Genomic DNA, 25,745 nt, shown 5'->3' with positions numbered 1-25,745 from the left:
CCCAGCCGGGCGCCTGCCGTGGTGCGGCAGTTGCCGCATCCTGGCACAAGATCCCCCGGGGCCCGCCGTGGCTTGGAGCTACTGGCGAGTAGGAGACCCGGGGTTGCAGACACCCGCGCAAGACGCCGCCCACATGGCGCGCGCCGTCGAGCTGGCCGCGCACGGGCACGGCAGCACCAGCCCCAACCCCGTCGTGGGCTGCGTCGTGCTCGACGCCGCCGGTCAGGTCGCCGGCGAGGGCTTCCACGCCTACGCCGGCGGGCCGCACGCCGAGGTCGTCGCCCTGGCGCAGGCCGGGGAGCGGGCCCGGGGCGGCACCGCGTACGTGACGCTGGAGCCCTGCGACCACACCGGCCGCACGGGGCCGTGCAGCCGCGCGCTGCTGGCGGCGGGGGTGGCGCGGGTCGTGATCGCCGTGCCCGACCCCAACCCGAAGGCGGCCGGCGGGGCGGCGCGGCTGCGCGAGCACGGCGTGGCCGTCACGGCCGGGGTGCTCGCCGAGGCGGCCGAGCGGGTCAACGAGGAGTGGCTGACGTACGCGCGGCTCGGGCGGTCGCACGTGACGTGGAAGTTCGCCGCCACGCTCGACGGGCGGTCGGCGGCCGAGGACGGCACCAGCAAGTGGATCACCTCGCCCGAGGCACGTGCCGACGTGCACCGGCTCCGGGCCGCCGCCGACGCGATCATCGCCGGCATTGGCACCGTCCTCGCCGACGACCCCCACCTCACCGCCCGCCCACCCACGACCACGACTACGGCATCCGCCACCGCCGCCGCATGGCCCGTCGCCGCCGCAGCGCCCGCCCACGCACACTCGGACGCTCCGACCGGGCCGCAGGGGGTCGCGAGCGCCGGTTCCGGGGCGGGGGCCGGCCCGAGCGGTGGCGACTCCGCTGCGCGGCCCGGCGATGCGTCGCGTGGCAGGGCCGGCTCGGCTCCGGCAGCGGACCCGAACGGCGCCGTTTCGGGGGCGGCGGTGGGCCTGAGTGGCGTCGGCTCGGCTGAGGAGCTCGACGATGCGCTGGGCGGCGCTGTCGGCGGCTCAAGTGCCGTGAGGCCAGCGGGGTCCGCTGGATCCGGAAGGGGCGCGGGCCGAAGCGAGGGGGCCGGAAGGGGCGCGGGCCGAAGCGAGGGGACCGGGAGGGGCGCGGGCCGGGGTGAGGGGCCGGGAGGGCGTGGGCCGGAGTGAGGGGGCCGGGAGGCGGGGGCCGGTGCGGGTCGTGGTCGATGCCGAGGGGCGGACGCCTCCGTCCGCTCGCGTGCTCGACGACCAGGCCCCCACCCTCATCGCCGTCGCCGAGGACGCCGACACCCGCCTCGACGCCGATCTCCTGCGCCTGCCCCGTCGCGACGGCGGTCTCGATCTTGAGGTGTTGTTGCGGGAGCTGGCCGCGCGGGACGTCGTGAGCGTGTTCCTGGAGGGCGGGCCCACGCTGGCCGGGGCGTTCGTGCGGCAGGGGCTGGTGGATCGGGTGGTGGCGTATCTGGCGCCGGCGTTGCTGGGCTCGGGGCGGGCGGCGCTGGGGGCGGCCGGGGTGGGGACGATCGCGGACCTGCATCGCCTGAGATTTGACGAAGTTTCCCTTATCGGGCCGGACGTGCGGCTTGTTGCCCGGCCCGTCAACCAATCAGGCAGGGAGAAGTGATGTTCACCGGAATCATTGAGGAAAAGGGCGAAGTGGTGGCCATCGACCAGGCGGGCGGCGGCGCGCTGCTGTCGGTGCGCGGCCCGGTCGTCACCTCCGACGCCAAGCACGGCGACTCGATCGCCGTCAACGGCGTCTGCCTCACGGTCGTCGAGGTCAAGGACGACGTGTTCACCGTCGACGTGATCAAGGAGTCGCTCGACCGCAGCTCCCTGGGCGGCCTCGCCGAGGGCTCGGCGGTGAACCTGGAGCGCGCCGTCCGCGCCGACCAGCGCCTCGGCGGCCACATCGTGCAGGGCCACGTGGACGGCACCGCCGTCCTGCTCTCCCGCGACCCGGGCGAGAGCTGGGACGACCTGCGCTTCTCCCTGCCGGAGCCGATCGCCCCGTACGTCGCGGAGAAGGGCTCGATCGCCATCGACGGAATCAGCCTGACGGTGACGACGGTTGACGACGACAGCTTCGGCGTGAGCCTCATCCCGACCACGCTGAAGCTCACCACGATGGGTGAGCGGCGGGTGGGTGACGTGGTCAACATCGAGGTGGACGTGATCGCCAAATATGTGGAGAGGCTGGTGGTCAGGCGATGAGCTGGCTCAACGCCGGATTTGAGATCTTCGGCACGCATGTGCTCTGGACCGACCTGGTGGGCAACATCGCCGCCCTGGCCACGGTCCTGCTCGCCATGCGCAAGTCGATGTGGACGTGGCCGGTGCAGTTCGCCGGGGCGGTGCTGCTGTTCGCCGCCTCGATCAACGCCCACGTCACGGGCAACGCGCTGAAGCAGGCGCTGTTCGCGGGCCTGGCCGTCTACGGCTGGTGGGCGTGGCGGCGCGGCACGCAGGACGGCGGGCGGCTCGCGGTGCGGCCGGCCATGTGGTGGGAGCGCTCGCTGCTGATCGGCATCATGCTGGTGGGCACGGCCGTGGTGGGGCTGCTGTTCTTCGTCACGGGGTTGTCGTGGGGCGCGCAGGTGCCGCTGCCGAAGGGCGCGTTCCTGGTGGCGGCCGACGCCTACATCTTCGTCGGCAGCGCGATGGCCACCTGGGCGCAGGGCCGGGCGCTGGTGGACTTCTGGATCGTGTGGGTGGCGGTGGACCTGGTGGGTGTGCCGCTGGCGTTCAGCTCGGGGCTGGTGGTCTCCGGAGCGGTGTACGGCGTGTTCTTCGTGCTGGTCCTGGTCGGGTTCGTGAAGTGGTTGCGCGAATACCGTACGGGGCCCCTGAGCGTGGCGGTGGCGCAGTGAACGAGATCAAGCTCGACCCGATCGAGCGGGCCATCGACGACATCCGCCACGGCAAGCCGGTGGTGGTCGTCGACGACGAGAACCGGGAGAACGAGGGCGACCTCATCTTCGCCGCGTCGAAGGCCACGCCGGAGTTGTGCACGTTCACGATCAGGCACACGAGCGGCATGATCTGCGTGGCCATGGAGGGCAAGGAGCTCGACCGGCTCGGCCTGCCCCTGATGGTCTTCCACAACAAGGAGCGCATGCGCACGGCGTACACGATCACCGTGGACGCCCGCGACGGCGTCAGCACGGGCATCTCGGCGGCCGACCGGGCGAAGACGATCCGCACGCTGGCCGACTCGGCCACCGAGCCGAACGAGCTGGTCCGCCCCGGGCACGTCTTCCCGCTGCGCTACCACGAGGGCGGCGTGCTGGCCCGGCGCGGCCACACGGAGGCGGCCGTCGACCTGGCCAGGCTGGCGGGCCTGTCGGCGGCGGGCGCGCTGGCCGAGGTGGTCAACGACGACGGCACCATGGCGAGGCTGCCGGAGCTGCGCCGCTTCGCCGACGAGCACGACCTGGCGCTGGTCTCGATCGAGCAGCTCGTCGACTACCGGCGGCGGGCCGAGAGCATGGTCACCAGGGTCGCCGAGACGCGGCTGCCGAACGTGTACGGCATGTGGCGGGCGTTCGGCTACGCCAGCGCGCTCGACGGCGGCGAGCACGTCGCGCTCGTCTACGGCGACCTCGACGGCGGCGAGAACGTCCTGGTCAGGGCGCATTCCGAGTGCCTGACCGGCGACGTGTTCGGCTCGCTGCGCTGCGACTGCGGGGTGCAGCTCGACAACGCCATGTCGGCCATCGCGCAGGAGGGCCGCGGTGTGATCGTGTACCTGCGCGGGCACGAAGGCAGGGGGATCGGCCTGCTGGCCAAGCTCAAGGCGTACAGCCTCCAGGACGACGGCCACGACACTGTAGACGCGAACCTGGAGCTGGGGCTGCCGGTGGACGCGCGGGAGTTCTCGAACGCGGGGCAGATCCTGGCCGACCTCGGCGTCAAGTCGATCAGGCTGCTCACGAACAACCCGGCCAAGCTCAAGGGCATGGACGGCTACGGCATCAAGGTGCTCGGCCGCGAGCCCATGCCCGTGGCGATGAACCCGTACAACGAGCGTTACCTGACGGCCAAGCGCGAGCGCCTCGGCCACGACATCTCGGAAGCATCATGAACGGGGAGAGCGAATGAGCGGGGAAGGACGGCCGGGAGTCGCGGTGCCCGACGCCTCGGGGCTGACGGTGGGGGTGGTCGCGGCGAGCTGGCACGCCAAGATCACCGACCAGCTCGTCTCGCGGGCGGTGCAGGCGTGCGACGACAGCGGCGCCAGCGCGACCGTGGTGCGGGTGCCGGGCTCGCTGGAGATCCCGGTGGTCGCCCAGGCGCTGGCCCGCCGCTGCGACGCGGTGGTGGCGCTGGGCGCGGTCATCCGCGGCGAGACGGCCCACTTCGACTACGTGTGCGACTCGGTGACGTCGGGCCTGACCAGGATCTCGCTGGACGAGGAGACGCCGGTCGGCAACGGCGTGCTCACCTGCGAGAACATGGACCAGGCGCTCGACCGGTCGGGCCTGCCGGGCAGCAAGGAGGACAAGGGGTACGAGTCGGTCGTGGCCGCGCTCGAGACCGCCCTCCTCCTGCGGACCCTGCGCTGATCTACGGTAGGTTTCCCTCGTGCCAGAGCCCGTGTCCCCGCCGCCCCTGCCCGTCACCTGGCGTCCGCGCCGGGGCCGTGTCGTCGCCTACGGCTTCGCGGTCGTGATCGTGGTGGGGGCGGTGGTGATGGCGGTCCTGATCGCCCCGCCGTTCAAGCTGCCCGACCGGGTGGCGATCGTGGCGTTCGCGTGCGCGGTGGCGTGGGTGCTGCACCTGCTGGGCCGGGTACGCGTGGAGGCCGACGACGAGGGGCTCACCATCGTCAACGCCGTCCGCACCCACCGGGTGACGTGGCCGGAGGTGCTGGACGTGCAGATGGTGGTGGGCGATCCGTGGCCGCGGCTCGACCTGGCCGACGGGCGTACGGTCGGGGCCATGGGGATCCAGGGGTCGGAGAAGGAGCGCGCCCGTCGCGCCACGGCGGAGCTGCGCGCCCTGATCAAGGCACGCGGCGAGGCCCCCGACCACTAGCTCGGCTCGGGGAACAGCTCGTCGACCGTGTCGACGGTGAGGATGCGGATCAGCCACTGCCGCAGCAGCTCAAGGTCGTCACAGGTGGCGATGGCGTCGCGCTTCTCCTGGCTGATCCACAGGAAGCGGGTCTGCAGGGCGACGTCGATCGCCCTGCGGGCGGCGGTGATCTTGCGGAGCTCTCTGGTTGCCGGCGATACGTGGTGGTCGTCCCACGACTCCGGCATGCCTGGGGGTACGGGCACGCCTTGTCGTCCTTTCGTGCGGTGAGCAGGAGTTTACAGCCCGTGACGGGGGCGCCGGGCGAATATCGCCGAAGCGGGTGGGGACGTAGCCTGAAGGGGTGCTGCGGCGGACAATCACGGCAATGGACATCCAGTCGCCGGACAAGCTCATCGAGCTGCTCGACCGGCACGCCTACCTCGCCGACGAGGGGCTGGCCACGGCCGCCTTCCTCGCGCTGCGGATGGGGCGGCCGCTGTTCCTCGAAGGGGAGGCGGGGGTCGGCAAGACGGAGCTGGCCAAGACGCTCGCCGCGCTGCTGAAGGCGCCGCTGATCAGGCTCCAGTGCTACGAGGGCCTTGACGCCGCCCAGGCGCTGTACGACTGGGACTTCGCCCGCCAGCTCCTCCACCTCAAGGCCGCCGAGGCCGCCGGGATCACGGATGTGGGCCGGCTGGAGGGCGAGATCTACGACCGCAGGTTCCTCATCGCGCGGCCCCTGCTGAAGGCGATCGAGACGCAGCCGAGCGTGCTGCTGGTGGACGAGATCGACCGGGCCGACGACGAGTTCGAGGCGTTCCTGCTGGAGGTGCTCTCCGACTTCACGATCTCGATCCCCGAGCTGGGCACGGTCAAGGCCAGGACGCCGCCGGTGGTCGTGGTGACCTCGAACCGCACGCGCGAGGTGCACGACGCGCTCAAGCGACGCTGCCTCTACCACTGGCTGGAGCACCCGAGCTTCGACCGGGAGGTGGCGATCCTGCTGCGCCGGCTGCCCGGCTGCACCGAGACGCTGGCGGTGCAGGTGGCGCGGGCGGCCGAGCGGTTGCGGCAGGCGGACCTGGTCAAGCCGCCGGGCGTGGCCGAGACGCTGGACTGGACGGAGGCGCTGCTGACGCTGGGCGCGAAGGAGCTGGACCCGGGCCTGGCCGCCGCCACGCTGGGCGCGGCGCTGAAGTACCGCGAGGACGTCGCGGCGGCGCTCGGCAACGGGCTGCTCACGCATGGATGAGCCCATGGACGAGCTCGCCGCCACGATGACGGGGTTCGCCAGGACGCTGCGCGCGGCGGGCGTCGCGGCCGATCACGAGCGTACGCAGAGCCTGCTCAAGGCGCTCGGCCACCTCGACGTGACCGATCCCGGGGAGGTGTACTGGGCGGGGCGGCTGACGTTGTGCGCCGGCCCCGACGACCTGCCCCGCTACGACCGGTGCTTCGCCGCGTACTTCGGCGGCAGGAAGGCGGCGCTGCAGCGTACGGCCACGACGAGCGTCACCCGCCACCTGGCCGAGCGGCAGGACGACGGCGTGAGCGGTGGCGAGGACGACGGCACGACGGCCCCGGCCACCGCCAGCCGGATCGAGGTGCTGCGGCACCGCGACGTCGCCCGGCTCACCGACGCCGAGCGGGCCGAGGTGCACCGCATGATGGCGCTGCTGAAGGGCGGCCGGGCGCGGCGGCGCTCGCGGCGCTTCGAGAGCGCCCACCGGGGCGCGCTCGACCAGCGCCGCACGATCCGCGACGCGCTCAGGAAGGGCGAGGTGGCCCGGCTGCGCCACCGCAGGCACACCACCAGGCCGCGCACGGTGGTGCTGTTCGTGGACGTGAGCGGCTCGATGGCCCCGTACGCCGAGACCCTGCTGCGCTTCGCCCACGCGCTGGTCAGGAGCGAGCCGAGGGCCACCAGGGTCTACTCGGTCGGCACTCGCCTCACCCCGATCACCGCGGAGCTGCGCCACCGCGACCCGGGCACCGCGCTGAACGAGGTGTCGAAGGTCGTGCCCGACTGGAGCGGCGGCACCCGGCTGGGGGAGGAACTCAAGGAGTATCTCGCCCGTTTCAGCGCCAGGGGCGCGATCGTGGTGATCGCCTCCGACGGGTGGGAGCGCGGCGATCCGGAGCTGCTGGGCACGCAGATGGCCAGGCTGGCCAGGCAGGCGTACCAGGTGATCTGGGTCAACCCGCACAAGGGGTACGAGGACTACCAGCCGCTGACCGGCGGCATGCGGGCCGCCCTGCCGTACCTTGACGACCTGGTGGCCGGGCACAGCCTGGCCGCCTTCGAGCAACTCAGCGAAAGGCTCGCCCATGCGTGACGTGCTGCCGGAGATCATGAAGTGGTGGCGCTCGGGGCTCAGGTTCGGGCTGGCCACGGTGGTCGGCACGTGGAGCAGCGCGCCCAGGCCGCCGGGCGCGGCGATGGCGGTGCGCGGTGACGAGGTGGTCGGCAGCGTGTCGGGCGGCTGCGTCGAGGGCGCGGTGTTCGAGCTGGCCGCCGAGATCGAGACGCCCGTCCTGCAGCGGTACGGCGTGAGCGACGACGACGCGTTCGCCGTCGGGCTCACCTGCGGCGGCATCATCGACATCCTGGTGGAGCCGGTCTCGATCGAGACGTTCCCCGAGCTGGGCGAGATCGCGGCGTCGGTGGACGCGCACGAGCCGGTCGCCGTGGCCACGATCGTCTCCGGCCCTGGCCAGGTCGGGGCGCGCCGCGTCATCTGGCCGGACCGGGCCAAGGGCTCGCTCGGCCTCGAACGCCTCGACGACGCCGTGGACGACGACGCCCGCGGCATGCTCGCCCAGGGGCTGACGGGCCTGCGGCACTACGGCGGGCAGGGGGAGCGGCGGCTGGACGACCTGTCGGTGTTCGTGCACTCGTTCGCGCCGCCGCCGCGGATGCTGGTGTTCGGGGCGATCGACTTCGCCGCGGCGGTGGCCAGGGTGGGCAAGTTCCTCGGCTACCACGTCACGGTGTGCGACGCGCGGCCGGTCTTCGCCACCGCCAAGCGGTTCCCCGACGCCGACGAGGTGGTGGTCAAGTGGCCGCACGACTACCTGTCGTCGGTGCAGGTGGACGAGCGTACGGTGATCTGTGTGCTGACCCATGATCCGAAGTTCGACGTGCCGCTGCTGGAGGTGGCGTTGCGCACCGGCGCCGGGTACGTCGGCGCGATGGGCTCGCGCCGCACCCACGACGACCGGCTGGCCCGGCTGCGCGAGGCCGGGCTCACCGAGGACGAGCTGGCCAGGCTGCGCTCGCCGATCGGCCTCGACCTGGGCGCGCGCACGCCGGAGGAGACGGCCGTCTCGATCGCCGCCGAGCTGATCCAGCTGCGCTGGGGCGGCTCGGGCCGCCCGCTGTCCACCACGGACGGCCGCATCCACCACGAGCTGCCATGAGGGCGTCGAAGACGGCCGGGCTGCTCCTGGCCGCCGGCGAGGGCAGCCGGCTGGGGCGGCCCAAGGCGCTGGTCGAGTACGCGGGCGAGCGGCTGGTGGACCGGGGGTGCGGCTGCTGGAGGAGGGCGGCTGCCACCCGGTCGTGGTGGTGCTCGGCGCGGCGACGGTGCAGGTGCGCGGGGCGGTGACGGTGCGCAACGCCGGCTGGGCCTCGGGGATGGGGTCGTCGCTGCGGGTCGGCCTGGCCGCGCTGCCCGAGGAGGCCGAGTCGGTGGTGGTCGCGCTGATCGACCAGCCGCTGATCGGGCCGGGCGCGGTGCGCGCGCTGATCGGCTCGGGCGCGAAGGGGCTGGCGGTCGCGACCTACGGCGGCCGGCGCAGGAACCCCGTGCTGATCACCCGGCCGCACTTCGCCGGGGTGGCGGAGCTGGCCGTGGGCGACGTGGGGGCGCGGGCGTACATGAAGGCGCATCCGGAGCTGGTCACGGAGGTGCCGTGCGACGAGCACGGCGACCCGGCGGACATCGACACACCGGAGGACCTGGCCCGCCTACAGGCGTAGGGAGGCGATCGCGGCCCGGTGGTCGCTGCCGGTCGCCGGCGCCACGCCCGCCTTGGTGGCGGTCATGCCCTTGAACAGGATGTGGTCGGGCCGGGTGACCGGGAACTCCGACGGCCAGGTGAAGCCGAACCCGTCGCCCGCCGCCACCTGCGCGTCGGTGAGCGGCGGCGTCAGGCCGCGCATGCCGCGGTCGGTGGTGGCGGTGTTGAGGTCGCCGAGCAGCAGGATGCGCTTGCTGGGGTCGGCGTCGATGAGCTTGCGCGCGGCCGCCAGCGAGGCGTCGCGCGAGGTGGTGTGGCCGGGCCTGGCCGAGGCCAGGTGCATGACGTAGACGGTCACCTTGCCCTTGGGGGTGGTGATGACCGCGCGCAGGGCGCGCGGCCAGCCGAGGCCGACGTCGAGCGGCCTGGTCTCGCTGATCGGGTAGCGGCTCCACAGGCCGACGGTGCTGACCGGATAGTGGTACTTGAACATCTTGTTGAGCTGCTTGGCCGCGGGCCCGCCCCTGGTCAGCTCCTGCGCGGCCAGCACGTCGAGGTCTTTGGCGATCGCGCGCACGGCCTCGCCCGAGGCGCTGTTGCGCACGCCGACGTTCACGGTGCCGACGGCCAGGTCGCTGGGCCCGCCGGGCGGCGAGCGGAAGAGCGTGGAGCCGAACATGAGCGCCCACACCAGCCCGGGCACCAGCGCGGCGGCAGCGGCGGCGGTGGAACGTGCCACGGCGGCGCCGGCGAGCAGCACCGGGACGGCCAGCCCGATCCAGGGCAGCAGGCTCTCCAGGACGGGGGTGAACCCGCCGAGAGCGGGGATCAGCCCATGCCCCGCCAGGGCCGCGGCCACCACCACGGAGACGACGATGACGACCCGACTCAGCACCCGAACCAGGCTAGCGGCTCCCTGCCCGCGACACCGACGCGATAGCATGTCCGAGTCGCAACAGAACAACATTCGGTCCAGCGGGAGCCCGGCATGCGCATCGGAATGGCACTCAAGTACTCGGGTGGTTTCAAGGAGTCCGTGGCCGAGCTGGCCGACTACGAGAAGGCCGGGCTCGACATCGTGTTCGTGGCCGAGGCCTACACCTTCGACGCCGTCAGCCAGATGGGATACATCGCGGCCAAGACCGAGCGGGTGCAGATCGCCTCGGGCATCCTGCCGATCTACTCGCGCACGCCGACGCTGCTGGCGATGACGGCCGCCGGTCTCGACTACGTCTCCGACGGGCGGTTCACGCTCGGCATCGGCGCGTCGGGGCCGCAGGTGATCGAGGGCTTCCACGGGGTGCCGTACACCGCGCCGCTCGCGCGTACCAGGGAGGTCATCGAGATCTGCCGCCAGGTCTGGCGGCGCGAGCGCGTCCAGTACGAGGGCCGCCACTACACCGTCCCGCTGCCCGCCGGCCAGGGCACCGGCCTGGGCAAGCCCCTGAAGATCATCAACCACCCGGTACGCCCGCGCATCCCCATCGTGGTGGCCGCCATCGGCCCGAAGAACGTCGAGCTGACCGCCGAGCTGGCCGAGGGCTGGGAGCCGATCTTCTACGTGCCGGAGAAGGCCGCCGACGTCTGGGGCCCCGCCCTGGCCGCCGGCAAGGCCAAGCGCGACCCCGAGCTGGGCGAGCTCGACGTGATCGCCCAGGCCAGCCTGGCGATCGGCGACGACGTGGCCGGGCTGCTGGAGTTCGGGCGGCCGGCGGCGGCCCTCTACATCGGCGGCATGGGCGCCCGCGGCAAGAACTTCTACAACGACCTGGCCCGGCGCTACGGCTACGAGAAGGAGGCCGAGCTGATCCAGGACCTCTACCTGGCGGGCAAGAAGGACGAGGCGGCCGCGCAGGTGCCGGCCGAGCTGCTGGAGAAGATGTCGCTGATCGGCAGCGAGGGCTACGTGCGCGACCGGGTGCAGGCGATGAAGGAGTCGGGCGTGACGACCCTGAACGTGACGCCGATCGCCGGGACGCACGAGGAGCGGCTCCGGCTGATCGAGAAGATCAAGGAGTTTGCCGCGTAGTGAGGTAGATCACCCGGTTTGCGGGGAATGTGGGGCTTTTCGCCGCTGTTGTGGTGCTCCGTGAGGTTTTCCCTGGTGTTCGTGTGGCTCGTCGAGCGGCTGCACATCGATCTGTGCCGGCTGCACGGGTCGCTCTGTAGCTGACGGCTCTTTCCGTCCACCCCTCACCAGGCATGCCCGCTCCGGCATGCCCTTCTCGCGAAGGCTTCCTCATCCGTGAAGAGATTCTCCTTTTCCCTGCAGCTCCTGCTGGGCCTCGTCGTCGGCATCGCCCTGGGTTTCGTCGCCAAGGTCTGGGACGTCGCCTGGCTCGCTGAGACGCTCAAGCAGGTCGGCTCGCTCTTCGTCCAGCTCCTGAAGCTGGCCGTGCCGCCGCTGGTCTTCACCGCCGTGCTGGTCAGCGTCGCCAACCTGCGCAACGTCAACGGCGCCGCCAGGCTCGCCTCCAAGACCCTGATGTGGTTCCTGATCACCGCGTTCGTCTCGGTGTCGCTGGCCATCGGGCTCGGCCTGCTCATCAACCCCGGCCAGGGCGTCACCCTCGACACCTCCGCCGCCAAGGCCACCGACACGCAGGGCACCTGGCTCGACTTCGTCACCGGCATCCTGCCGACCAACGTCGTGACGGCCTTCACCGAGGTCAACGTCCTCCAGATCGTGTTCCTGGGGATCGTCCTCGGCGCGGCGGCCATGGCCGTCGGCGAGAAGGCCGAGCCGTTCCTGAACCTCGCCCGCTCCGTGCTGGAGCTGGTGCAGAAGGCCCTGTGGTGGGTGATTCGCCTGGCGCCCATCGGCACCGCCGGCCTCATCGGCAAGGCCGTGTCCACGTACGGGTGGGAGCTGCTGGCGCCGCTGGCCAAGTTCAGCGCCGGCGTCTACATCGGCTGCTTCATCGTGCTGCTGGCCGTGTACCCGACGCTGCTGGCCGTCTGGGGCAAGGTCAGCCCCGTCACGTTCTTCCGCAACGCCTGGCCCGCCATCGAGCTGGCCTTCGTCTCCCGCTCCTCCGTCGGCACGCTGCCGCTGACCCAGCGGGTCACGGTCGAGCGCAACGGCGTGGACCGCGACTACGCCTCGTTCGCGGTGCCGTTCGGCGCCACCACCAAGATGGACGGCTGCGCCTCGGTCTACCCGGCGCTGGCCGCGATCTTCGTGGCCCAGGTGTTCGGGGTGCCGCTCGGCTTCGGCGACTACCTGCTGATCGCGTTCGTCTCGGTGGTCGGCTCCGCCGCCACGGCCGGGCTGACCGGCGCCACCGTCATGCTGACGCTCACGCTCAGCACCCTGGGGCTGCCGCTGGAGGGCGTCGGCCTGCTGCTGGCCATCGACCCGATCCTCGACATGATCCGCACCGCGACCAACGTGACCGGCCAGATGGTGGTGCCGGTGCTCGTGGCGCGCTCCGAGGGGCGCCTGGACACGGCGACCTTCAACGCGCCGCCGCAGCCGCTCGACAGCGCGCCCGTGCGGCGCGTGCCCGAGCCCGCCACGGCCTGACGAGGCGCTGACATGAGGGGGGTGGCTCCGGCCGCCCCCCTTCTTTCATTCGTACGTCAGCAGGTCTCCCGGCTGGCAGCCCAGCGCCTCGCACAGGCGGGCCAGCGTGGAGAAGCGCACGGCCTTGGCATGGCCGTTCTTCAGTATCGACAGGTTGACCACGGTGATCTCGACGCGGTGCGACAGCTCGGTGAGCGTCATGCCGCGCTCCTTGAGCAGCTCGTCCAGCCGCACCCTGATGACGGGCTCGGCCATCAGATCGTGGCCTCGACCTCTTCGAGCAGGACCAGGCCCCGGCGGACGATCTCCGACACGCCGAGCGCCACCAGCCCCGCCACGACCCCGCCGACCACCTCGCCCGACGGCGGGTAGAACGGCCGGCTCTCCGTCAGCAGCATGGAGGCGAGCATGACCTGCGCCGCCGAGTCGAGCACCGCCGACACGATCGAGCCCGCGATGAGGATCCAGCCCAGCCTGCGCAGGTGGCCGGCCGTGACCGTGGAGAACAGCGCGCGATCGCCCGACCTGGCCCTGCCCAGCGCGCGCACGACCGTGAACAGCGCCAGCAGGCCCGTCACCGTGCCCGGCGCCCACATCAGCAGGTAGAGCAGGCCGGCCGCGGGCGAGGCGCCCTGGGGACGGACCGTCACCTCGGCGCTGACGTCCTCGACGACGGCGCCGCCGGCCGCCATCCCCGTGGAAGGGACGTCGAAGACCTGTAACGGGATGCCGATGCCGTGTGCGTTGCCGACGAAGGCGATCACGAAGTTCCCGATGAGGGCGGCCACGGTGCCGAGGACGCTGAGGGTCAGGGCGACGCTCAGCACCACCTCGAGCCGGAGGATCCAACGAGTAGACATAACGATAATCGTAAATATCGAAAGTCGTTATGTCGAGGGTGGTGCGGCGCGAAGGTGCGACGGGTGGGGGTGTGAGGGCCCTATGGTGGGTCGGAAATCCTGATTTTCGAGTATTTGGCGGGGATATGTCCGACGGGACGGAGCGTGCGCCGTCATTGGTCGCTGACCGGTACCGGCTTGACGAGCGCATCGGCAGCGGGCCGATGGGCGAGGTGTGGCGCGGGTACGACACGCGGGCCGACTGGGTCGTGGCCGTGAAGGTGCTCGGCGCGCGGGCGGCCGGGGCCGCCACCAGGGAGGTGCTCAGGCAGCACGCCCAGGCCGTCGCCAGGGTGATCCACCCGAACGTGGCCATGGTCCTCGACGTCGGCGAGCACGAAGGGACGCCCTTCCTTGTCATGGAGTTCCTCACCGGGCTCAGCCTCGGCGAGGAGCTGGCCGCGCGCGGGCCCCTGCGGATCGTCGAGGTGTGCGACCTGATCGGGCAGGCGGCGGCCGGCCTGGACGCCGCCCACCGGGCCGGCGTGGTGCACGGGCGCGTCGGGCCCGACAGCTTCCGTCAGGCCAGCAGTGGCGTGCTCAAGGTCGTCGGGTTCGCGATGGACGAGCGCGAGCCCGCGCCCCCCGGGAGCCGGTACGTGGCGCCCGAACGGGCGGCCGGCGAGCCGGCGCGGGCGCCTGGGGACGTGTACGCGCTCGGGTGCGTGTGTTACGAGCTACTGTGCGGTCGGCCGCCTTTCGAGACCGGCGGCGCCGCCGCCCAAGGGCAGGAAGGCGCCGGGCGAGGGCAGGAGGCCGCCGGGCTGAAGCAGGTGGGCACCGGCCAGGAGCAGGTGGGCGCCGGGCAGGGACAGGTGGGCGCCGGGCAGGGACAGGAGGGCGCCGGGCGAGGGATGCCCGTTCCGCCCAGTGCGATCAGGCCGGAGGTGCCGGCCGAGCTGGACCGGCTGGTGCTGGCCATGCTCGCCGAAGACCCGGCGCAGCGGCCCGGCAGCGGCGAGGCCATCCGCCGGGCCCTGGCCGCCATCGCCCGGCCCAAGCCGGGCCCGGCCGCGGCGCCGGTGACCGGCGTCAACCTGCGCGACCCCGGCCTGCGCGACCCCGGCCTCGCTCCGGGCGGCGAAGGCGCGCGCCCCGCGGCCGGCGCGGGCGGGGACTCCGCGGGCGGCGCGACGGAGGTCTTCCAGGCCGGCGCCTTCGCGGGGCCGGGCGGCCCGGCGGCGGGCGGGCCGACCGTGCCGGGTGGCATGGCGGCGGGCGGGCCGATGGGACCGGTCGGGCCGGGCGGGTCGATGGGGCCGGGCGGGCCGCCCAGGGCCGGGGACACGGCGGTTTTCCAGGCCGGTGACCTGGAGCCGGAGCGGCCCTCGTCCTCGAACCGCAAGCTGATCGTCCAGCTCGGCATCGCCGTCGTCGCCATCGCGGCCGTGACCGTCGGCATGGTGATGTGGGCGGGCGCGCGCGAGGAGCCGCCGGTCGCGGTGAGCACGCCGACCGCCGAGGCCACCACGCCGGCCCCGGAGCCCAGCATCCTGCCGCAGACCTCCACCATCGGCCCGACCCCTGAGCCCGAGCCGACCGAGAACGAGGAGGAGCCGGACTTCCTGCGCGAGACCTCGCTCCCCAAGGCCACCCTGGGCGACGCGATCCCGCCCGGCGGGTACGCCAAGTGGCTCCAGGAGTTCGACGAGGCGCTGATGGCGCAGCAGAGCATGGGCGGCATCGACCCCAAGGTCGCGGGCAAGGCCAGGGACAAGCTCCGCAAGGCGGCCAGGAAGTTCAACGAGGGCCAGGTCGGCCCCACCCTCGACCAGATCTCCCACGTCTACCGCGACCTGGCCAAGGCGCAGGAGAAGGGCGAGATGGACCCGACGGGCCCGGCCGCGGAGTTCCTGCGGGAGTGGCGGCTGCCCGACCTCCCGTGAGCGGACATCAGGCGGCTGCCCGATCTCCCGGGAGCGGACATCAGGCGCCTGCCTGACCTCCCGTGAGCGGACATCCGGGGCATCCCGGGCGATGGTGACGAGAGCGGCGTGACCCGTACATTGGGCGGATGACCTTCGACTACGCGGCGCGCCGGGAGCGGCTCGCCCGGCTGCTGCCCGCCCACGAGGTCCACGCCCTGCTGGTCACCTCCCCCGTCAACGTCCGCTACCTCACCGGCCTGGCCAGCTCGAACGCCGCCGTCCTGGTCAGGGCGGACGGGACGGCGCTGCTGGCCACCGACAACCGCTACATCGGGGCGGCCCGCGAGCTGGACGTGCCGTCGGTCGAGGCGGCGGACGTGGCGGGCCGGCTGAAGGAGCCGGGCGCCGGGATCGAGGCCGCGAGCATGAGCGTGGCGGCCTACCACCGGCTGGGGGAGGGGCTCGTGCCGCTGGGGCCGGTGGTGGAGCTGCTGCGGGCGGTCAAGGACGAGGGCGAGCTGGAGCTGATCCGTACCGCCTGCGAGATCACCGACCGGGCCTTCGCCGACGTCGCCCCGAAGATCGCGCCGGGGATGACCGAGCGCGAGCTGGCCGGCCTGCTCGACCGCCGCATGACGGAGCTGGGCGCCGACAAGCCCGCGTTCGACACGATCGTGGCGGCGGGGGAGAACGGCGCGGTGCCGCACCACGCGCCCACCGCGCGGGAGCTGCGCGCGGGGGACCTGGTCACCATGGACTTCGGCGCCCGCTACCAGGGCTACCACGCCGACATGACCAGGACGGTCAGCCTCGGCCCGCCCGCCGCCTGGCAGCGCGAGGTGTACGAGCTGGTCGCCGCCGCGCAGCGGGCCGGCAGGCACGCCCTCGCCCCCGGCGCGAGCGCCGGCGAGGTGGACGCCGCCGCCCGCTCCGTCATCGAGGACGCCGGCCACGGGACGCACTTCAGGCACGGTCTCGGCCACGGGGTGGGGCTGGAGATCCACGAGGAGCCGTTCCTGGGCCCTTCGCGGACCGGTAGACTAGAGGATCGAGTTCCGATCACCGTCGAGCCTGGGGTCTACCTTCCGGGCCGGGGCGGCGTCCGGATCGAGGACACCCTCGTGACACGTGAGGGCGGGCCGGAACTTTTCACGAAGACGACCAAGGAGCTGCTCGTCCTTTAGAGCGGCCGCACCCGGGAGAAGAACGAGTGGCGACGACCAACGACCTCAAGAACGGCATGGTGCTGAAGCTCGAGGGCGGTGAGCTCTGGAGCGTTGTCGAGTTCCAGCACGTCAAGCCGGGCAAGGGCGGTGCGTTCGTGCGCACCAAGCTCAAGAACGTCCTGTCGGGCAAGGTCGTCGACAAGACCTTCAACGCCGGCGTGAAGGTCGAGGTGGCCAACGTCGACAAGCGCGAGATGCAGTACTCGTACAAGGACGGCGACGACTTCGTCTTCATGGACACCGAGACCTACGACATGGTCAACGTGCCGAGCGTCACCGTCGGCAGCGCCGCCAACTACATGCTGGAGAACACCACGGCCACGGTGGCCTTCAACGAGGGCTCCGCGCTCTACGTGGAGCTGCCCGCCGCCGTCGAGCTGACCATCGCCAACACCGAGCCGGGCCTGCAGGGCGACCGCTCCACCGGCGGCACCAAGCCCGCCACGCTGGAGACCGGCGCCGAGATCAAGGTGCCGCTGTTCATCACCACCGGCGAGAAGGTCAAGGTCGACACCCGCAGCGGCGAATACCTCGGCCGGGCCTGAGGTGTCGGCACGGGGCAAAGCACGCAGGCGAGCGCTCGACATCCTGTTCGAGGCCGAGCTGCGCGGCGAGGATCCGCTGAAGATCCTCGCCGAGCGCGTGGAGCGGCAGGAGCCGCCGGTGAACGAGTACACCTCGACCATCGTCGAGGGCGTCGCCCGCCACCACGCGCGCATCGACGAGCTGATCACCACCTACGCCGAGGGCTGGACACTCGACCGGATGCCCGCGGTCGACCGCAACCTGCTGCGCGGCGGCACGTACGAGCTGCTCTGGATGCCGGGCGTGCCCGAGGGCGTGGTCATCAGCGAGTGGGTGCACCTGGCGGGGGAGCTGTCGACCGACGAGTCGCCGCAGTTCGTGAACGGCCTGCTGGCCCGCTTCAAACAACTCAAGCCAAGCCTCACCCTTTAGACACCCTTTCTGTTCACGGCTTCGGGGGCCGGGGCCGCGCGTTCGGGGTACGTTCTCACCACGCCGGCCCACACCATGGCCCGCGAGGCGAGGGACGTGTAATGTCGCGCGGTCGGGCACCGCACCCGCAGCCCGGGCGGGGGCCTGACCGTGTGGCCGGAGTGAGACCGTACGGGAAAGTGGCGCGTCACCAGCCGCGACGCGCCCTTTTCCATGTCCGGGGCCCGATGCGCGATTCGCATGGCACGGGTATCGGCGGTGGGGAGCGGGAGCTCCCGCGTACGGCGTAGGCTGGGGCCCGACCACGAAGAGAGCCGTTCGCGACGTGCACCTTCGGCCGTGCACACTTTCGCGGGGAGAGAGGCGAGCCGACGTTGCGTGCTGAAGGCGTCACCACGAGGACCCCGGCGGTCCGCACCGCCGTCGTCTGGGACGCGTTGCGGACCATGCTGGCCGAGCGCACGGCGGCCACCGGCCGGGAGTCGCTCGACATCGTCGACGCCGGCGGCGGCACCGGGGGTTTCGCCGTGCCGCTGGCCGCGCTGGGCCACGCCGTCACCGTCGTCGACCCGAGCCCCGACTCGCTGGCCGCGCTGGAGCGTCGGGCCAAGGAGCAGGGCGTGAGCGTGCGCGGGCTGCAGGGCGACGCCGCCGACCTGGGCGAGCTGCTCAGCCGCGACGCCGCCGACCTGGTGCTGTGCCACAGCGTCCTGGAGTACGTCGAGGATCCGATCAGCGCGCTGACCGCGGTCGCGGGCCTGCTGCGCAGGGGCGGGGCCGTCAGCGTGCTGGCCGCCAACCCGGTCGGCAGCGCCATCCACCGGGCGCTGTCGGGGCAGTTCGACGAGGCCAGGGCGGTGCTCGACGACCCGAGCGGCACGTGGGGCGACCGCGACCCCACGCCGAGGCGTTTCGCCGCCGACACGCTCGTCGAGCTGCTGACCGCGACCGGGTTCACGGTCGGCGCGATCCACGGTGTGCGGGTCTTCGCCGACCTGGTGCCCAGCAGGCTCGTCGATGGCGAGCCGGGCGCCGCGGAGTCGCTGGTGGCGCTGGAGCAGGTCGCCGCGACCCATCCCGTGCTGCGTGACATCGCCACGCAGCTCCACGTCCTCGGCCACCGCAACTGAGGAAGATCTGTGCCGGCCCCCCTCGGTGTAGAACGCCTGTTCGGATAGACTCGAAGGCGTGTCTCGCAAGCAGATCACCGGCATCGGCCCCGCTCCGCGGACCGGGGTCGATGACAGCGGCTGCCCGATCCTCCACGTCGACATGGACGCGTTCTTCGCCAGCGTCGAGCTGCTCGACCGGCCCGAGCTGCGCGGCCGCCCGGTGATCGTGGGCTCGCCCGCCGGGCGCGGCGTCGTGCTCAGCGCCACCTACGAGGCCAGGGCCTTCGGCGTGCACTCGGCGATGCCGATGAGCAGGGCGCGCCGGCTGTGCCCCCAGGCCACGATCATCCCGCCCAGCCACGGCAAATACTCCGAGGTCTCCAAGGGCGTCATGGAGATCTTCCACTCGATCACCCCGCTGGTCGAGCCGATCGCCTCCGACGAGGCGTTCCTCGACGTCGGCGGCGCGCGGCGGCGGCTGGGCCCGCCCGCCACCGTGGCCGCGATGATCAGGGAGCAGGTGCTCGACCGCTACGGCATCACGTGCTCCGTGGGCGTGGCGAGCAGCAAATTCGTGGCAAAGCTGGCGTCCAAGCAGTGCAAGCCCGACGGCCTGCTGGTGGTGCCCGCCGACCAGGTCGTCGACTTCCTCCATCCGCTGCCCGTCTCGGCCCTGTGGGGGGTCGGTGAGCGCACCGAGCAGTCCCTGGTACGCCTGGGCATCCGCACGGTCGGAGATCTGGCCAGAGTGCCGTCCAGCACGCTGCAGCGGGAGCTGGGGCAGGCCGTGGGGGCCCACCTGGCGGCGTTGGCCTGGGGGCGTGACGAGCGGCCCGTCACCGCCCACGTTCCCGACAAGAGCATCGGCAACGAAGAGACGTTCGCGGCCGACGTCGACGACCCCGATGTGATCAAGCGGGAGCTGCTGCGCCTGTCGGAGCGGGTGGCGGCCCGCATGCGTAAGGCCGGTCACGTGGGAAGAACTGTAAGTGTGAAGCTTCGCCGAGCCGATTTCACCACGATCAACCGCTCGCGCACGCTGCGTGAGCCGACCGACGTGGCCCAGGTGATTTACGCCACCGCCTGCGAGCTGTTCGAGGCGGCCGGCCTCGACCGGGTGCGGCTGCGCCTGGTGGGGGTCCGGATGGAGAATCTCCGGCCGGCCGACGAGGCCACCCGCCAGCTCGCTCTGGGGGAGAAGGAGACCGGGTGGCGCGAGGCGGAGCAGGCCATGGACAAGGCGATCCGGAGATTCGGGCCCGATGCGGTGCTCCCGGCGTCGCTAGTACGTGGCAAGCTTGATGAAATAGAGACATGACGTTCGATGTCCGGACATGCTGGGGGCGCCCGTGTCAGGATTTTGGGGAGAGGGGGGCGAGATGGGCCACAATAGAGCCATGACGTCACCTCCGGTTTGGTCTGCGTTGGACGTTTGCTTTCGCCTACGTCTACAGCCTCGTATTCTGGGGATAACCGACCGCGAGGTTCGGACACCCCGTGTCGTCCGTTGCCGTCTTCCCCGTCCTGGGGCCGTCCTTGGGAGGCGCCGTGCCGCTCTCTGAGCACGAGCAGCGCTTGCTCGACCAGATCGAGCAGGCCCTCTACGCCGAGGACCCGAAGTGGGCCAACACCGTAAGGATCAGTGACCCGCGCAGCCATTACAAGCGTCGCCTGATCAAAGCCTCCATCGGCTTTGCTCTCGGCGTCGTGATCATGATGGTCGGCGTGGTGTCGAGTGGCGCTGCCCTGATCCCGCTCGGCGTCGGCGGTTTCGTGGTCATGCTCGCCGCGTGTCTGTGGGGCCTGTCCAGCTGGAAAAAGATGAATGGGTTCGGTGACACCGCCCCCGCCTCAGGCACGGCACCTCCTCCGGGCAAGCAGGCCCGCAGGGGCAACCGGGGCAGTTTCATGGAGCGCATGGAAGAGCGCTGGCGCCGTCGTCACGACGAGCGCTGAACGAAGCACGACCGCACATGCGGCCGCCCCCCTTCCCGGGGACGGCCGCATGTGCGGTCGGTGTGTTCCCAGCGACTTCGGGTGTTCCCAGCGGCTTCGGTGAGCTTTCCAGCGACTTCGGATGTTCCCAGCTACATCGCAGGCGCCCCCGCGTGCGCGGGCGATGGACGCCCGCGCACGCGCTTTCCGCGGCTCAGCCGCCCTTCTGGGCCGCCGTCCGCCGCAGCCTGATCGTCTCCAGCAGGTCGAACCCGTCGAGCAGCCGCTCGCCCAGGAGCCGCAGCCGGCGCAGCGTCGACGGGGGCAGCAGCACCGCCCGCATCCGCCTGCCGCGTGACACCGTGGCCGCCAGCGCCTGCCGCACCTTGCGCAGGTCCTTGCTCATCGGCTCGATCCGGCCCGGGTCCCGGGCGAACAGCACCCGCTCCACCGCCGAGGCGATCGCCGACAGGGCCGCCGCCGACTCGGCGTCGAGCTCGTACTGCTGGGTCAGCCGCCGGGCCAGCGCCCTCGGGGTCTCGCTGGTCTCGCGGGCCATGCCGTAGTCGTACAGCACGTCGTCCAGCTCCGCCCACGCGGCCGCCACCGTGAGCCGGCCGCGGCCCGAGACCATCCTGGCCGTCAGCTCGTCGGAGGGCTCCGACACCTTCCAGCCGAGGCTGCGGACCCGCCGGCTCCTGGTCACCAGCCGCGCGGCCGCCGGGATCAGCAGGAGGAGCAGCAGCGCCGCCAGCCCGATCCCGATCTTGGCGATCAGCGGCATCGAGTCGTCGGGCGGCAGCGTGCCGGTCGCGACCGTGCCCTCGCGGTCCAGCTCGCGGATGTTGCGCCGAGCCGTCGGGCTCTGCGGCTCGTCGGCGGCGGAGCTGCTCGCCCCCGGCGTCGGCGTGCTGCTCGTCCCGGTCGTCTCCACCGGCCGCGGCTGCGCGTACACGGGCACGCGCGCGCTGCCCTGCCCGGCCGCTCCCGACGGGGTCGGCTCGAACGGCAGCCAGCCCACGCCCTCGAAGTACAGCTCAGGCCACGAGTGGGAGTCGTTCGTGCCCACCTCCCACCGCTCGCCGACCTGCACGCCGCCCGTGTAGCCGATCGCCACCCGCGACGGGATGCCCACCTGCCTGGCCAGCACCGCCATCGACGCGGCGAACTGCTCGCAGTAGCCGACCCGGTCACGGATCAGGAAGTCGCGCAGCGCGGAGCTGCTGTGCCCCTGGGTGCGCAGGTCGTACTGGAAGTTGCCCGGTTTGGTGAAGAACTCCTGCAGCTTCAGCGCCGCGTCGTAGGTGGTGGTGGCGCCCGCCGTGACCTCCTCCGCCAGGTCCCTGACCTCCTGCGGCAGGTCCTCCGGCAGGGCGAGGAAGCGCGGGTCCACCTCGGGGCGGATGCCGTCGAGGGAGTCGAGCAGGTCCACGGTCGGCTGGGGCTCGCTGGTGGCCACCTCGTACTCCAGGCCGGCGGCCTCCTCGCGGGTGGAGAAGACCATCAGCGTGTCCACGTCGGCCCGCCAGTCGCCGTCCACCCTGATCTCCCGTGGCGGGTACGGCAGCGGCAGGAACCGCAGCCGCGCGATCTCGTCGCTGATCCTGATGTTCGTGACGACGTTGTTGATCTTCGGCTCGGGGCCGAGTCCCGGAGGCTCGGGCAGCGGGCCGTTCTCCGTCCTGTTCTGCGGCGCGCCCTTCGGCTGCGTCATGCCGAACTGCTGGCCGTCGAACGTGTCCAGCGCGTAGATGCGCAGGTAGCGGGGCTTGTTGTCGTTGTTGGCGTAGGTCAGCACCACCCGCCGCTCCGGCAGGTCGAGCTGGCCCTTCAGGTTGGCGATCGGGTTCGGGATGCTGATCGAGTTGCCCGGGCCCGACCCGCGCCCGCCCACGCCGAACGTGAAGAACGACACCGGCTCCATCGCCGGCAGCGCCGCCGGCAGCAGCACGGCCAGCAGGATCGCGGCGAACCCGATGCGCTTGCCCGACAGCCGCAGCCCGCTCGTGTCGGCGGCGGCCCGGGCCGCGGACGGCGTACCGGAGGTGGCCTGGCGGGTGCGGCGCACCAGCACCGCGCGGCCCCAGTGGCCCACCCGCTCGCGCCCGTCGGCGATCAGCAGGCTGATGAAGCCGAGCGCGGCCACGATGAACGCCCACCAGCTGATCGGCTCGGACAGGATCGTGGCCGGCACCGTCGCCAGCGCCAGCAGCGGCAGTCCCGACAGAGCTGCTCGCCGCACCCGCGCGGCGAGCAGGTCCACGGCGATCGCGATCAGCGCCACGCCGCCCGCCGTGAGCAGCGTGACACCCTCGGTCTCCGGTACGGGGGCCGCGAAGCGCTGGATGTCGGCCCAGCCGACGGCGAGCAGCCTGCCCAGCTCCACCACCGAGGACTTCGTGGGCACCACCAGCGCCCACGCCTTGTCGGAGGCGAAGGACAGGGTCAGGAAGATCCACGTCGCGGCCAGCCCCAGCAGCGGCGCCGCCCACGCCGGCAGCGACAGGCGGCTGCTCACCAGGCCTGCCGCCACCACGGCCAGCACGACGCCGAGGGACGTCCAGAACCAGCCGCCGCCCTGGAAGAGCGGGGAGAGCAGGAACGCCGCGGTGAACGAGGCCACCCCGGCGGCGATCGTCAGTCTCATGCCGCTCCTCCGGCGGGGTTGAGCGCGTACCTGCCGCGGTTGGCGGCGTCCTGCCACACGGAGGCGATCGAGGTGCCGGCGGGCAGCCGCACGATGCGCCAGCCGTAGCCGGCCAGCACGGTCTGCACGGCCAGGTGGTTCTCCTCGGCGGCCCGGTCGCGGCTCTCCCACGTGCTGACGTCGAGCAGGACGGCCACGGCGGTGATGCCGCTGTGCCGCAGCCGCGCCAGCTCCCTGGCCTCGTCGGCGTCCATCGCGCCCAGCACCGCCACGATCAGGCCGTCGCCGCCGCCCGAGCGCAGCGCCGAGATGCCCATCTCCAGGGAGCGGGCCGGGCTGTGCCGGACCACGGCGAGGGTGTCGAGCAGCGAGTAGCTCAGGCCCGAGTCGGTCAGGTGCTCGGCGCCCTGGTCGGTGACCAGCCGCAGGCCGAGGCCCTCGTGGGCGAGGTGCACGCCGATCGAGGCCGCGGCCGAGACGGCCACCTCGAACGACGAGCGCGGGCCCTCGCCGCGGTGCGCGTGCCGGCGCGTGTCCAGCAGGAGCGCGCCGCGGCTCTGCCACTGCTGCTCCTCGCGGCGCACCATCAGCTCGCCGTAGCGGGCCGTCGAGCGCCAGTGCACCCGCCGCAGGTCGTCGCCCTGCCGGTACTCGCGCGGCGCCACGTCGTCGTCGCCGGCCGCCGCGACGCTCCTGGTCCTGCTGTCGCCGCCGCCTGTCCACTCACCCGACAACCGCACGTGCGGCAGCGCCGCCACGTGCGGCGTCACCACCAGCGTGTCGCTGATCGTGAACGAGCGGGTCAGCTCCACCAGCCCGAACGGGTCGGCGATGCGGATGGACAGCGGGCCGATCGTGTACCGGCCGCGCAGGTCCGAGCGGACCCGGTAGTCGATCTCCCGCACGCCGCGCGGCTCGACCCGGTCCAGGACGAACCGGGGCCGCACGCCCAGCGCGTACGGCACCGTGTCCTCGATGAGCAGCAGCCCGGTGGGAAGCCTCGTGACGTTCTCCAGCCGCAGGGTCACGGTGGCCTCTCCGCCCACCTCGGCCCTCGGCGGGTCCAGGCGCCGGGCGCAGCTCAGCCGGTAGCGGGTGCGCGCCACCACCATCGCGGCCAGCAGCGGCAGCGCCGTCACCAGGACGCCGATCCTGAACAGGTCGTTCTCGCCCAGCAGGAACGCCATGAGCAGCGCCGCGATCCCGGAGGCCAGGAACGATCTGCCCCTGGACGTCAGCGCCTTGAGTCCGGCTCTCATGAGGAGCGGGTCTCCGGCACCGGGACGCGCCTGACCAGATCCGTCACCACCTGCTCCGGCAGGCGCCGCTGCCCCTGCGCCTCGACGCTCGGCAGGAGCCGGTGGGCCAGCACGGGGATGGCCAGGTCCTGGAGGTCGTCGGGGATGACGTAGTCGCGGCCCGCCAGTGCCGCGTGCGCCCGCGCGGCCCGTACGAGCTGCAGCGTGGACCGGGGAGAGGCGCCCAGCCGCAGGTCGGGGGAGTGGCGGGTGGCCACGACCAGGTCGATGGCGTACTTCTTGACCGCCTGCGAGACGTAGACGCCGCGCACGGCCTCGATCAGGGCGCGCACCTCGGCCGTCGTCGCCACCGGTTCGAGCTTGTCGAGCGGCGAGGTGCCGCCGTGCACGTCGAGCATCTCCAGCTCGGCGGTCGGCTCGGGGTAGCCCATCGCGACGCGCGCGGTGAAGCGGTCGCGCTGCGCCTCGGGAAGGGGATAGGTGCCCTCCATCTCGATCGGGTTCTGGGTGGCGATCACCATGAACGGCGCGTCGAGCTGGTAGGTGTGCCCGTCCACCGTCACCTGGTGCTCCTCCATGCACTCCAGCAACGCGGACTGCGTCTTGGGTGAGGCACGGTTGATCTCGTCACCGACGACGATGTTGGCGAAGACGGGCCCGGGCTTGAACTCGAACTCGCGCGTCTGCTGGTTGTAGGCGCTCACCCCGGTGATGTCGCTGGGCAGCAGGTCGGGGGTGAACTGCACCCGGCGCACCGGGCAGTCGATCGAGCGGGCGAGTGCCTTGGCCAGCATCGTCTTGCCGACGCCCGGCACGTCCTCGATCAGGAGGTGGCCCTCCGCGAGCAAGACGGTCAGGGTGAGGCGGACGGCGTCGCTCTTGCCCTCGATCACCGATTCGATGGCCTGCCGAATCCGGTGGGCTGTGGAGACCAGCTCGTCGAGCTGGGGAGGGACGTCATGGGTTACTGCCACCAGGCCTCCATGAGAAGTGCGACGGCTGTCCCGGTACGGTGCCTTTGCGGGAGCCATGCCATTCCTTTTCCATTGTGTGTACGACCCTACGACGCTGCGGGTTCTTGAGCGACATTTGCGGATATTCCAGCGAACACCGGCAAAGTTCCTGTTCTTGTGGCATAGCAGTGCGAATCCAGTGACACTGTGCCGCCCGCTACACCCCCACCGGGCGCCCCACTTTCCCCCACCCTGAGCCTCCACCGCGCCCGCAGCCCCTATTTCCACGGCGTTCGCAACTCTCGACACGCCCATGAGGGTTGGCCGCCCGCCCACCGCCCCCCACCCCACGCCATCGC

26 protein-coding genes and 1 pseudogene are annotated in these 25,745 nt (G+C 72.0%); 20 read left to right on the top strand and 7 right to left on the bottom strand.

The window, feature by feature from the left end; translation table 11 throughout:
* Positions 1-103 precede the first annotated feature (103 nt).
* The 7 genes from ribD to KIS93_RS42925 are packed head-to-tail and all read left to right on the top strand — an operon-like array spanning position 104 to position 5,059.
* On the top strand, positions 104-1,189 hold the full coding sequence (gene ribD / locus KIS93_RS66195) for a bifunctional diaminohydroxyphosphoribosylaminopyrimidine deaminase/5-amino-6-(5-phosphoribosylamino)uracil reductase RibD (protein WP_246005446.1): 1,086 nt from the start codon (positions 104-106) through the stop codon (positions 1,187-1,189).
* Positions 1,158-1,646, top strand: a complete 489-nt coding sequence (locus KIS93_RS42950; RefSeq protein ID WP_335673925.1) for a RibD family protein — start codon at positions 1,158-1,160, stop codon at positions 1,644-1,646. Before ribD ends, KIS93_RS42950 begins: the two co-directional genes overlap by 32 nt.
* The gene (locus KIS93_RS42945) at positions 1,646-2,236 is read left to right on the top strand and encodes a riboflavin synthase (protein WP_080041088.1); all 591 of its coding nucleotides are present in this window, start codon (positions 1,646-1,648) and stop codon (positions 2,234-2,236) included. The genes KIS93_RS42950 and KIS93_RS42945 overlap by 1 nt, the downstream gene beginning before the upstream one ends.
* Positions 2,233-2,892: a nicotinamide mononucleotide transporter family protein gene (locus KIS93_RS42940; RefSeq protein ID WP_080041087.1), complete on the top strand. Its 660-nt coding sequence runs from the start codon at positions 2,233-2,235 to the stop codon at positions 2,890-2,892. Before KIS93_RS42945 ends, KIS93_RS42940 begins: the two co-directional genes overlap by 4 nt.
* Positions 2,889-4,106: a bifunctional 3,4-dihydroxy-2-butanone-4-phosphate synthase/GTP cyclohydrolase II gene (locus KIS93_RS42935; RefSeq protein WP_080041086.1), complete on the top strand. Its 1,218-nt coding sequence runs from the start codon at positions 2,889-2,891 to the stop codon at positions 4,104-4,106. Before KIS93_RS42940 ends, KIS93_RS42935 begins: the two co-directional genes overlap by 4 nt.
* 13 nt (positions 4,107-4,119) lie before the next feature.
* Entirely contained in the window at positions 4,120-4,587 is a 468-nt protein-coding gene (gene ribH, locus KIS93_RS42930) for a 6,7-dimethyl-8-ribityllumazine synthase (RefSeq protein ID WP_080041085.1), read from the top strand.
* Between the two features lie 19 nt (positions 4,588-4,606).
* The gene (locus tag KIS93_RS42925; protein ID WP_080041084.1) at positions 4,607-5,059 is read left to right on the top strand and encodes a PH domain-containing protein; all 453 of its coding nucleotides are present in this window, start codon (positions 4,607-4,609) and stop codon (positions 5,057-5,059) included.
* Here the strand turns inward: KIS93_RS42925 and KIS93_RS42920 are convergent.
* Positions 5,056-5,304, bottom strand: coding sequence for a hypothetical protein (locus tag KIS93_RS42920; RefSeq protein WP_155128147.1), 249 nt, complete (start codon positions 5,302-5,304; stop codon positions 5,056-5,058). The two genes, KIS93_RS42925 and KIS93_RS42920, sit on opposite strands and share 4 nt — an antisense overlap.
* Positions 5,305-5,426: 122 nt before the next feature.
* Here KIS93_RS42920 and KIS93_RS42915 point away from each other — a divergent pair, with 122 nt between their 5' ends.
* The 4 genes and pseudogenes from KIS93_RS42915 to KIS93_RS42900 form a co-directional block, all read left to right on the top strand.
* Positions 5,427-6,293: an AAA family ATPase gene (locus KIS93_RS42915; protein ID WP_080041082.1), complete on the top strand. Its 867-nt coding sequence runs from the start codon at positions 5,427-5,429 to the stop codon at positions 6,291-6,293.
* Between the two features lie 4 nt (positions 6,294-6,297).
* Complete coding sequence (locus KIS93_RS42910; RefSeq protein ID WP_080041081.1) at positions 6,298-7,377, top strand: vWA domain-containing protein; 1,080 nt, start codon at positions 6,298-6,300, stop codon at positions 7,375-7,377.
* A complete protein-coding gene (locus tag KIS93_RS42905) occupies positions 7,370-8,461 on the top strand; it encodes an XdhC family protein (protein ID WP_080041080.1) in 1,092 nt (363 codons plus the stop codon). The genes KIS93_RS42910 and KIS93_RS42905 overlap by 8 nt, the downstream gene beginning before the upstream one ends.
* Positions 8,458-8,876, top strand: a pseudogene (locus KIS93_RS42900) (nucleotidyltransferase family protein); the annotation flags it as partial. The gene KIS93_RS42905 and the pseudogene KIS93_RS42900, both read left to right, overlap by 4 nt.
* Before the next feature lie 135 nt (positions 8,877-9,011).
* Here KIS93_RS42900 and KIS93_RS42895 read toward each other — a convergent pair.
* Entirely contained in the window at positions 9,012-9,899 is an 888-nt protein-coding gene (locus KIS93_RS42895; RefSeq protein WP_230466407.1) for an endonuclease/exonuclease/phosphatase family protein, read from the bottom strand.
* Between the two features lie 93 nt (positions 9,900-9,992).
* On the opposite strand from KIS93_RS42895, the gene KIS93_RS42890 reads away from it, so the two are divergent.
* Positions 9,993-11,033 (top strand): LLM class F420-dependent oxidoreductase, encoded by a 1,041-nt coding sequence (locus KIS93_RS42890; protein WP_080041078.1) that lies wholly within the window; start codon positions 9,993-9,995, stop codon positions 11,031-11,033.
* A gap of 216 nt (positions 11,034-11,249) precedes the next feature.
* Complete coding sequence (locus KIS93_RS42885) at positions 11,250-12,530, top strand: dicarboxylate/amino acid:cation symporter (RefSeq protein WP_080041077.1); 1,281 nt, start codon at positions 11,250-11,252, stop codon at positions 12,528-12,530.
* 45 nt (positions 12,531-12,575) lie between these two features.
* Here the strand turns inward: KIS93_RS42885 and KIS93_RS42880 are convergent, their stop codons facing one another.
* Positions 12,576-12,785 (bottom strand): helix-turn-helix domain-containing protein, encoded by a 210-nt coding sequence (locus KIS93_RS42880; RefSeq protein ID WP_080041076.1) that lies wholly within the window; start codon positions 12,783-12,785, stop codon positions 12,576-12,578.
* Positions 12,785-13,390 carry a DUF2975 domain-containing protein gene (locus tag KIS93_RS42875; RefSeq protein ID WP_080041075.1) on the bottom strand — a complete coding sequence of 202 codons (606 nt, stop codon included), beginning with the start codon at positions 13,388-13,390 and terminating at the stop codon, positions 12,785-12,787. The genes KIS93_RS42880 and KIS93_RS42875 overlap by 1 nt, the downstream gene beginning before the upstream one ends.
* Positions 13,391-13,545: 155 nt before the next feature.
* On the opposite strand from KIS93_RS42875, the gene KIS93_RS42870 reads away from it, so the two are divergent.
* The 7 genes from KIS93_RS42870 (at position 13,546) to KIS93_RS42840 (ending at position 20,548) form a co-directional block, all read left to right on the top strand.
* Positions 13,546-15,315, top strand: a complete 1,770-nt coding sequence (locus tag KIS93_RS42870; protein ID WP_186404758.1) for a serine/threonine-protein kinase — start codon at positions 13,546-13,548, stop codon at positions 15,313-15,315.
* A 128-nt stretch (positions 15,316-15,443) separates the two neighbouring features.
* The gene (locus KIS93_RS42865; protein ID WP_080041073.1) at positions 15,444-16,481 is read left to right on the top strand and encodes a M24 family metallopeptidase; all 1,038 of its coding nucleotides are present in this window, start codon (positions 15,444-15,446) and stop codon (positions 16,479-16,481) included.
* A gap of 26 nt (positions 16,482-16,507) precedes the next feature.
* Positions 16,508-17,068 carry an elongation factor P gene (efp, locus tag KIS93_RS42860; RefSeq protein ID WP_080041072.1) on the top strand — a complete coding sequence of 187 codons (561 nt, stop codon included), beginning with the start codon at positions 16,508-16,510 and terminating at the stop codon, positions 17,066-17,068.
* Between the two features lies 1 nt (position 17,069).
* Entirely contained in the window at positions 17,070-17,480 is a 411-nt protein-coding gene (nusB, locus tag KIS93_RS42855) for a transcription antitermination factor NusB (RefSeq protein ID WP_080041071.1), read from the top strand.
* Positions 17,481-17,926: 446 nt separating this feature from the next.
* Positions 17,927-18,610 (top strand): methyltransferase domain-containing protein, encoded by a 684-nt coding sequence (locus tag KIS93_RS42850; RefSeq protein ID WP_080047033.1) that lies wholly within the window; start codon positions 17,927-17,929, stop codon positions 18,608-18,610.
* Between the two features lie 58 nt (positions 18,611-18,668).
* Complete coding sequence (locus KIS93_RS42845; protein WP_080041070.1) at positions 18,669-19,910, top strand: DNA polymerase IV; 1,242 nt, start codon at positions 18,669-18,671, stop codon at positions 19,908-19,910.
* A gap of 230 nt (positions 19,911-20,140) precedes the next feature.
* Positions 20,141-20,548: a DUF3040 domain-containing protein gene (locus KIS93_RS42840; RefSeq protein ID WP_080047032.1), complete on the top strand. Its 408-nt coding sequence runs from the start codon at positions 20,141-20,143 to the stop codon at positions 20,546-20,548.
* Between the two features lie 193 nt (positions 20,549-20,741).
* Here KIS93_RS42840 and KIS93_RS42835 read toward each other — a convergent pair whose 3' ends face one another.
* From KIS93_RS42835 to KIS93_RS42825, 3 genes are read right to left on the bottom strand one after another with little or no spacing between them, the layout of a single operon-like run.
* The gene (locus tag KIS93_RS42835; RefSeq protein ID WP_080041069.1) at positions 20,742-23,174 is read right to left on the bottom strand and encodes a transglutaminase TgpA family protein; all 2,433 of its coding nucleotides are present in this window, start codon (positions 23,172-23,174) and stop codon (positions 20,742-20,744) included.
* On the bottom strand, positions 23,171-24,433 hold the full coding sequence (locus KIS93_RS42830) for a DUF58 domain-containing protein (protein WP_080041068.1): 1,263 nt from the start codon (positions 24,431-24,433) through the stop codon (positions 23,171-23,173). The genes KIS93_RS42835 and KIS93_RS42830 overlap by 4 nt, the downstream gene beginning before the upstream one ends.
* Positions 24,430-25,464, bottom strand: coding sequence for an AAA family ATPase (locus KIS93_RS42825; protein WP_418115041.1), 1,035 nt, complete (start codon positions 25,462-25,464; stop codon positions 24,430-24,432). Before KIS93_RS42825 ends, KIS93_RS42830 begins: the two co-directional genes overlap by 4 nt.
* Positions 25,465-25,745: the final 281 nt, after the last annotated feature.

The sequence above is a fragment of the [Actinomadura] parvosata subsp. kistnae genome, from assembly GCF_900323885.1.
Taxonomy (GTDB): Bacteria; Actinomycetota; Actinomycetes; order Streptosporangiales; family Streptosporangiaceae; genus Nonomuraea; species Nonomuraea composti.
Note: the sequence above shows the minus strand (reverse complement) of the source record. Positions and strands in the feature narration are given on the sequence as shown.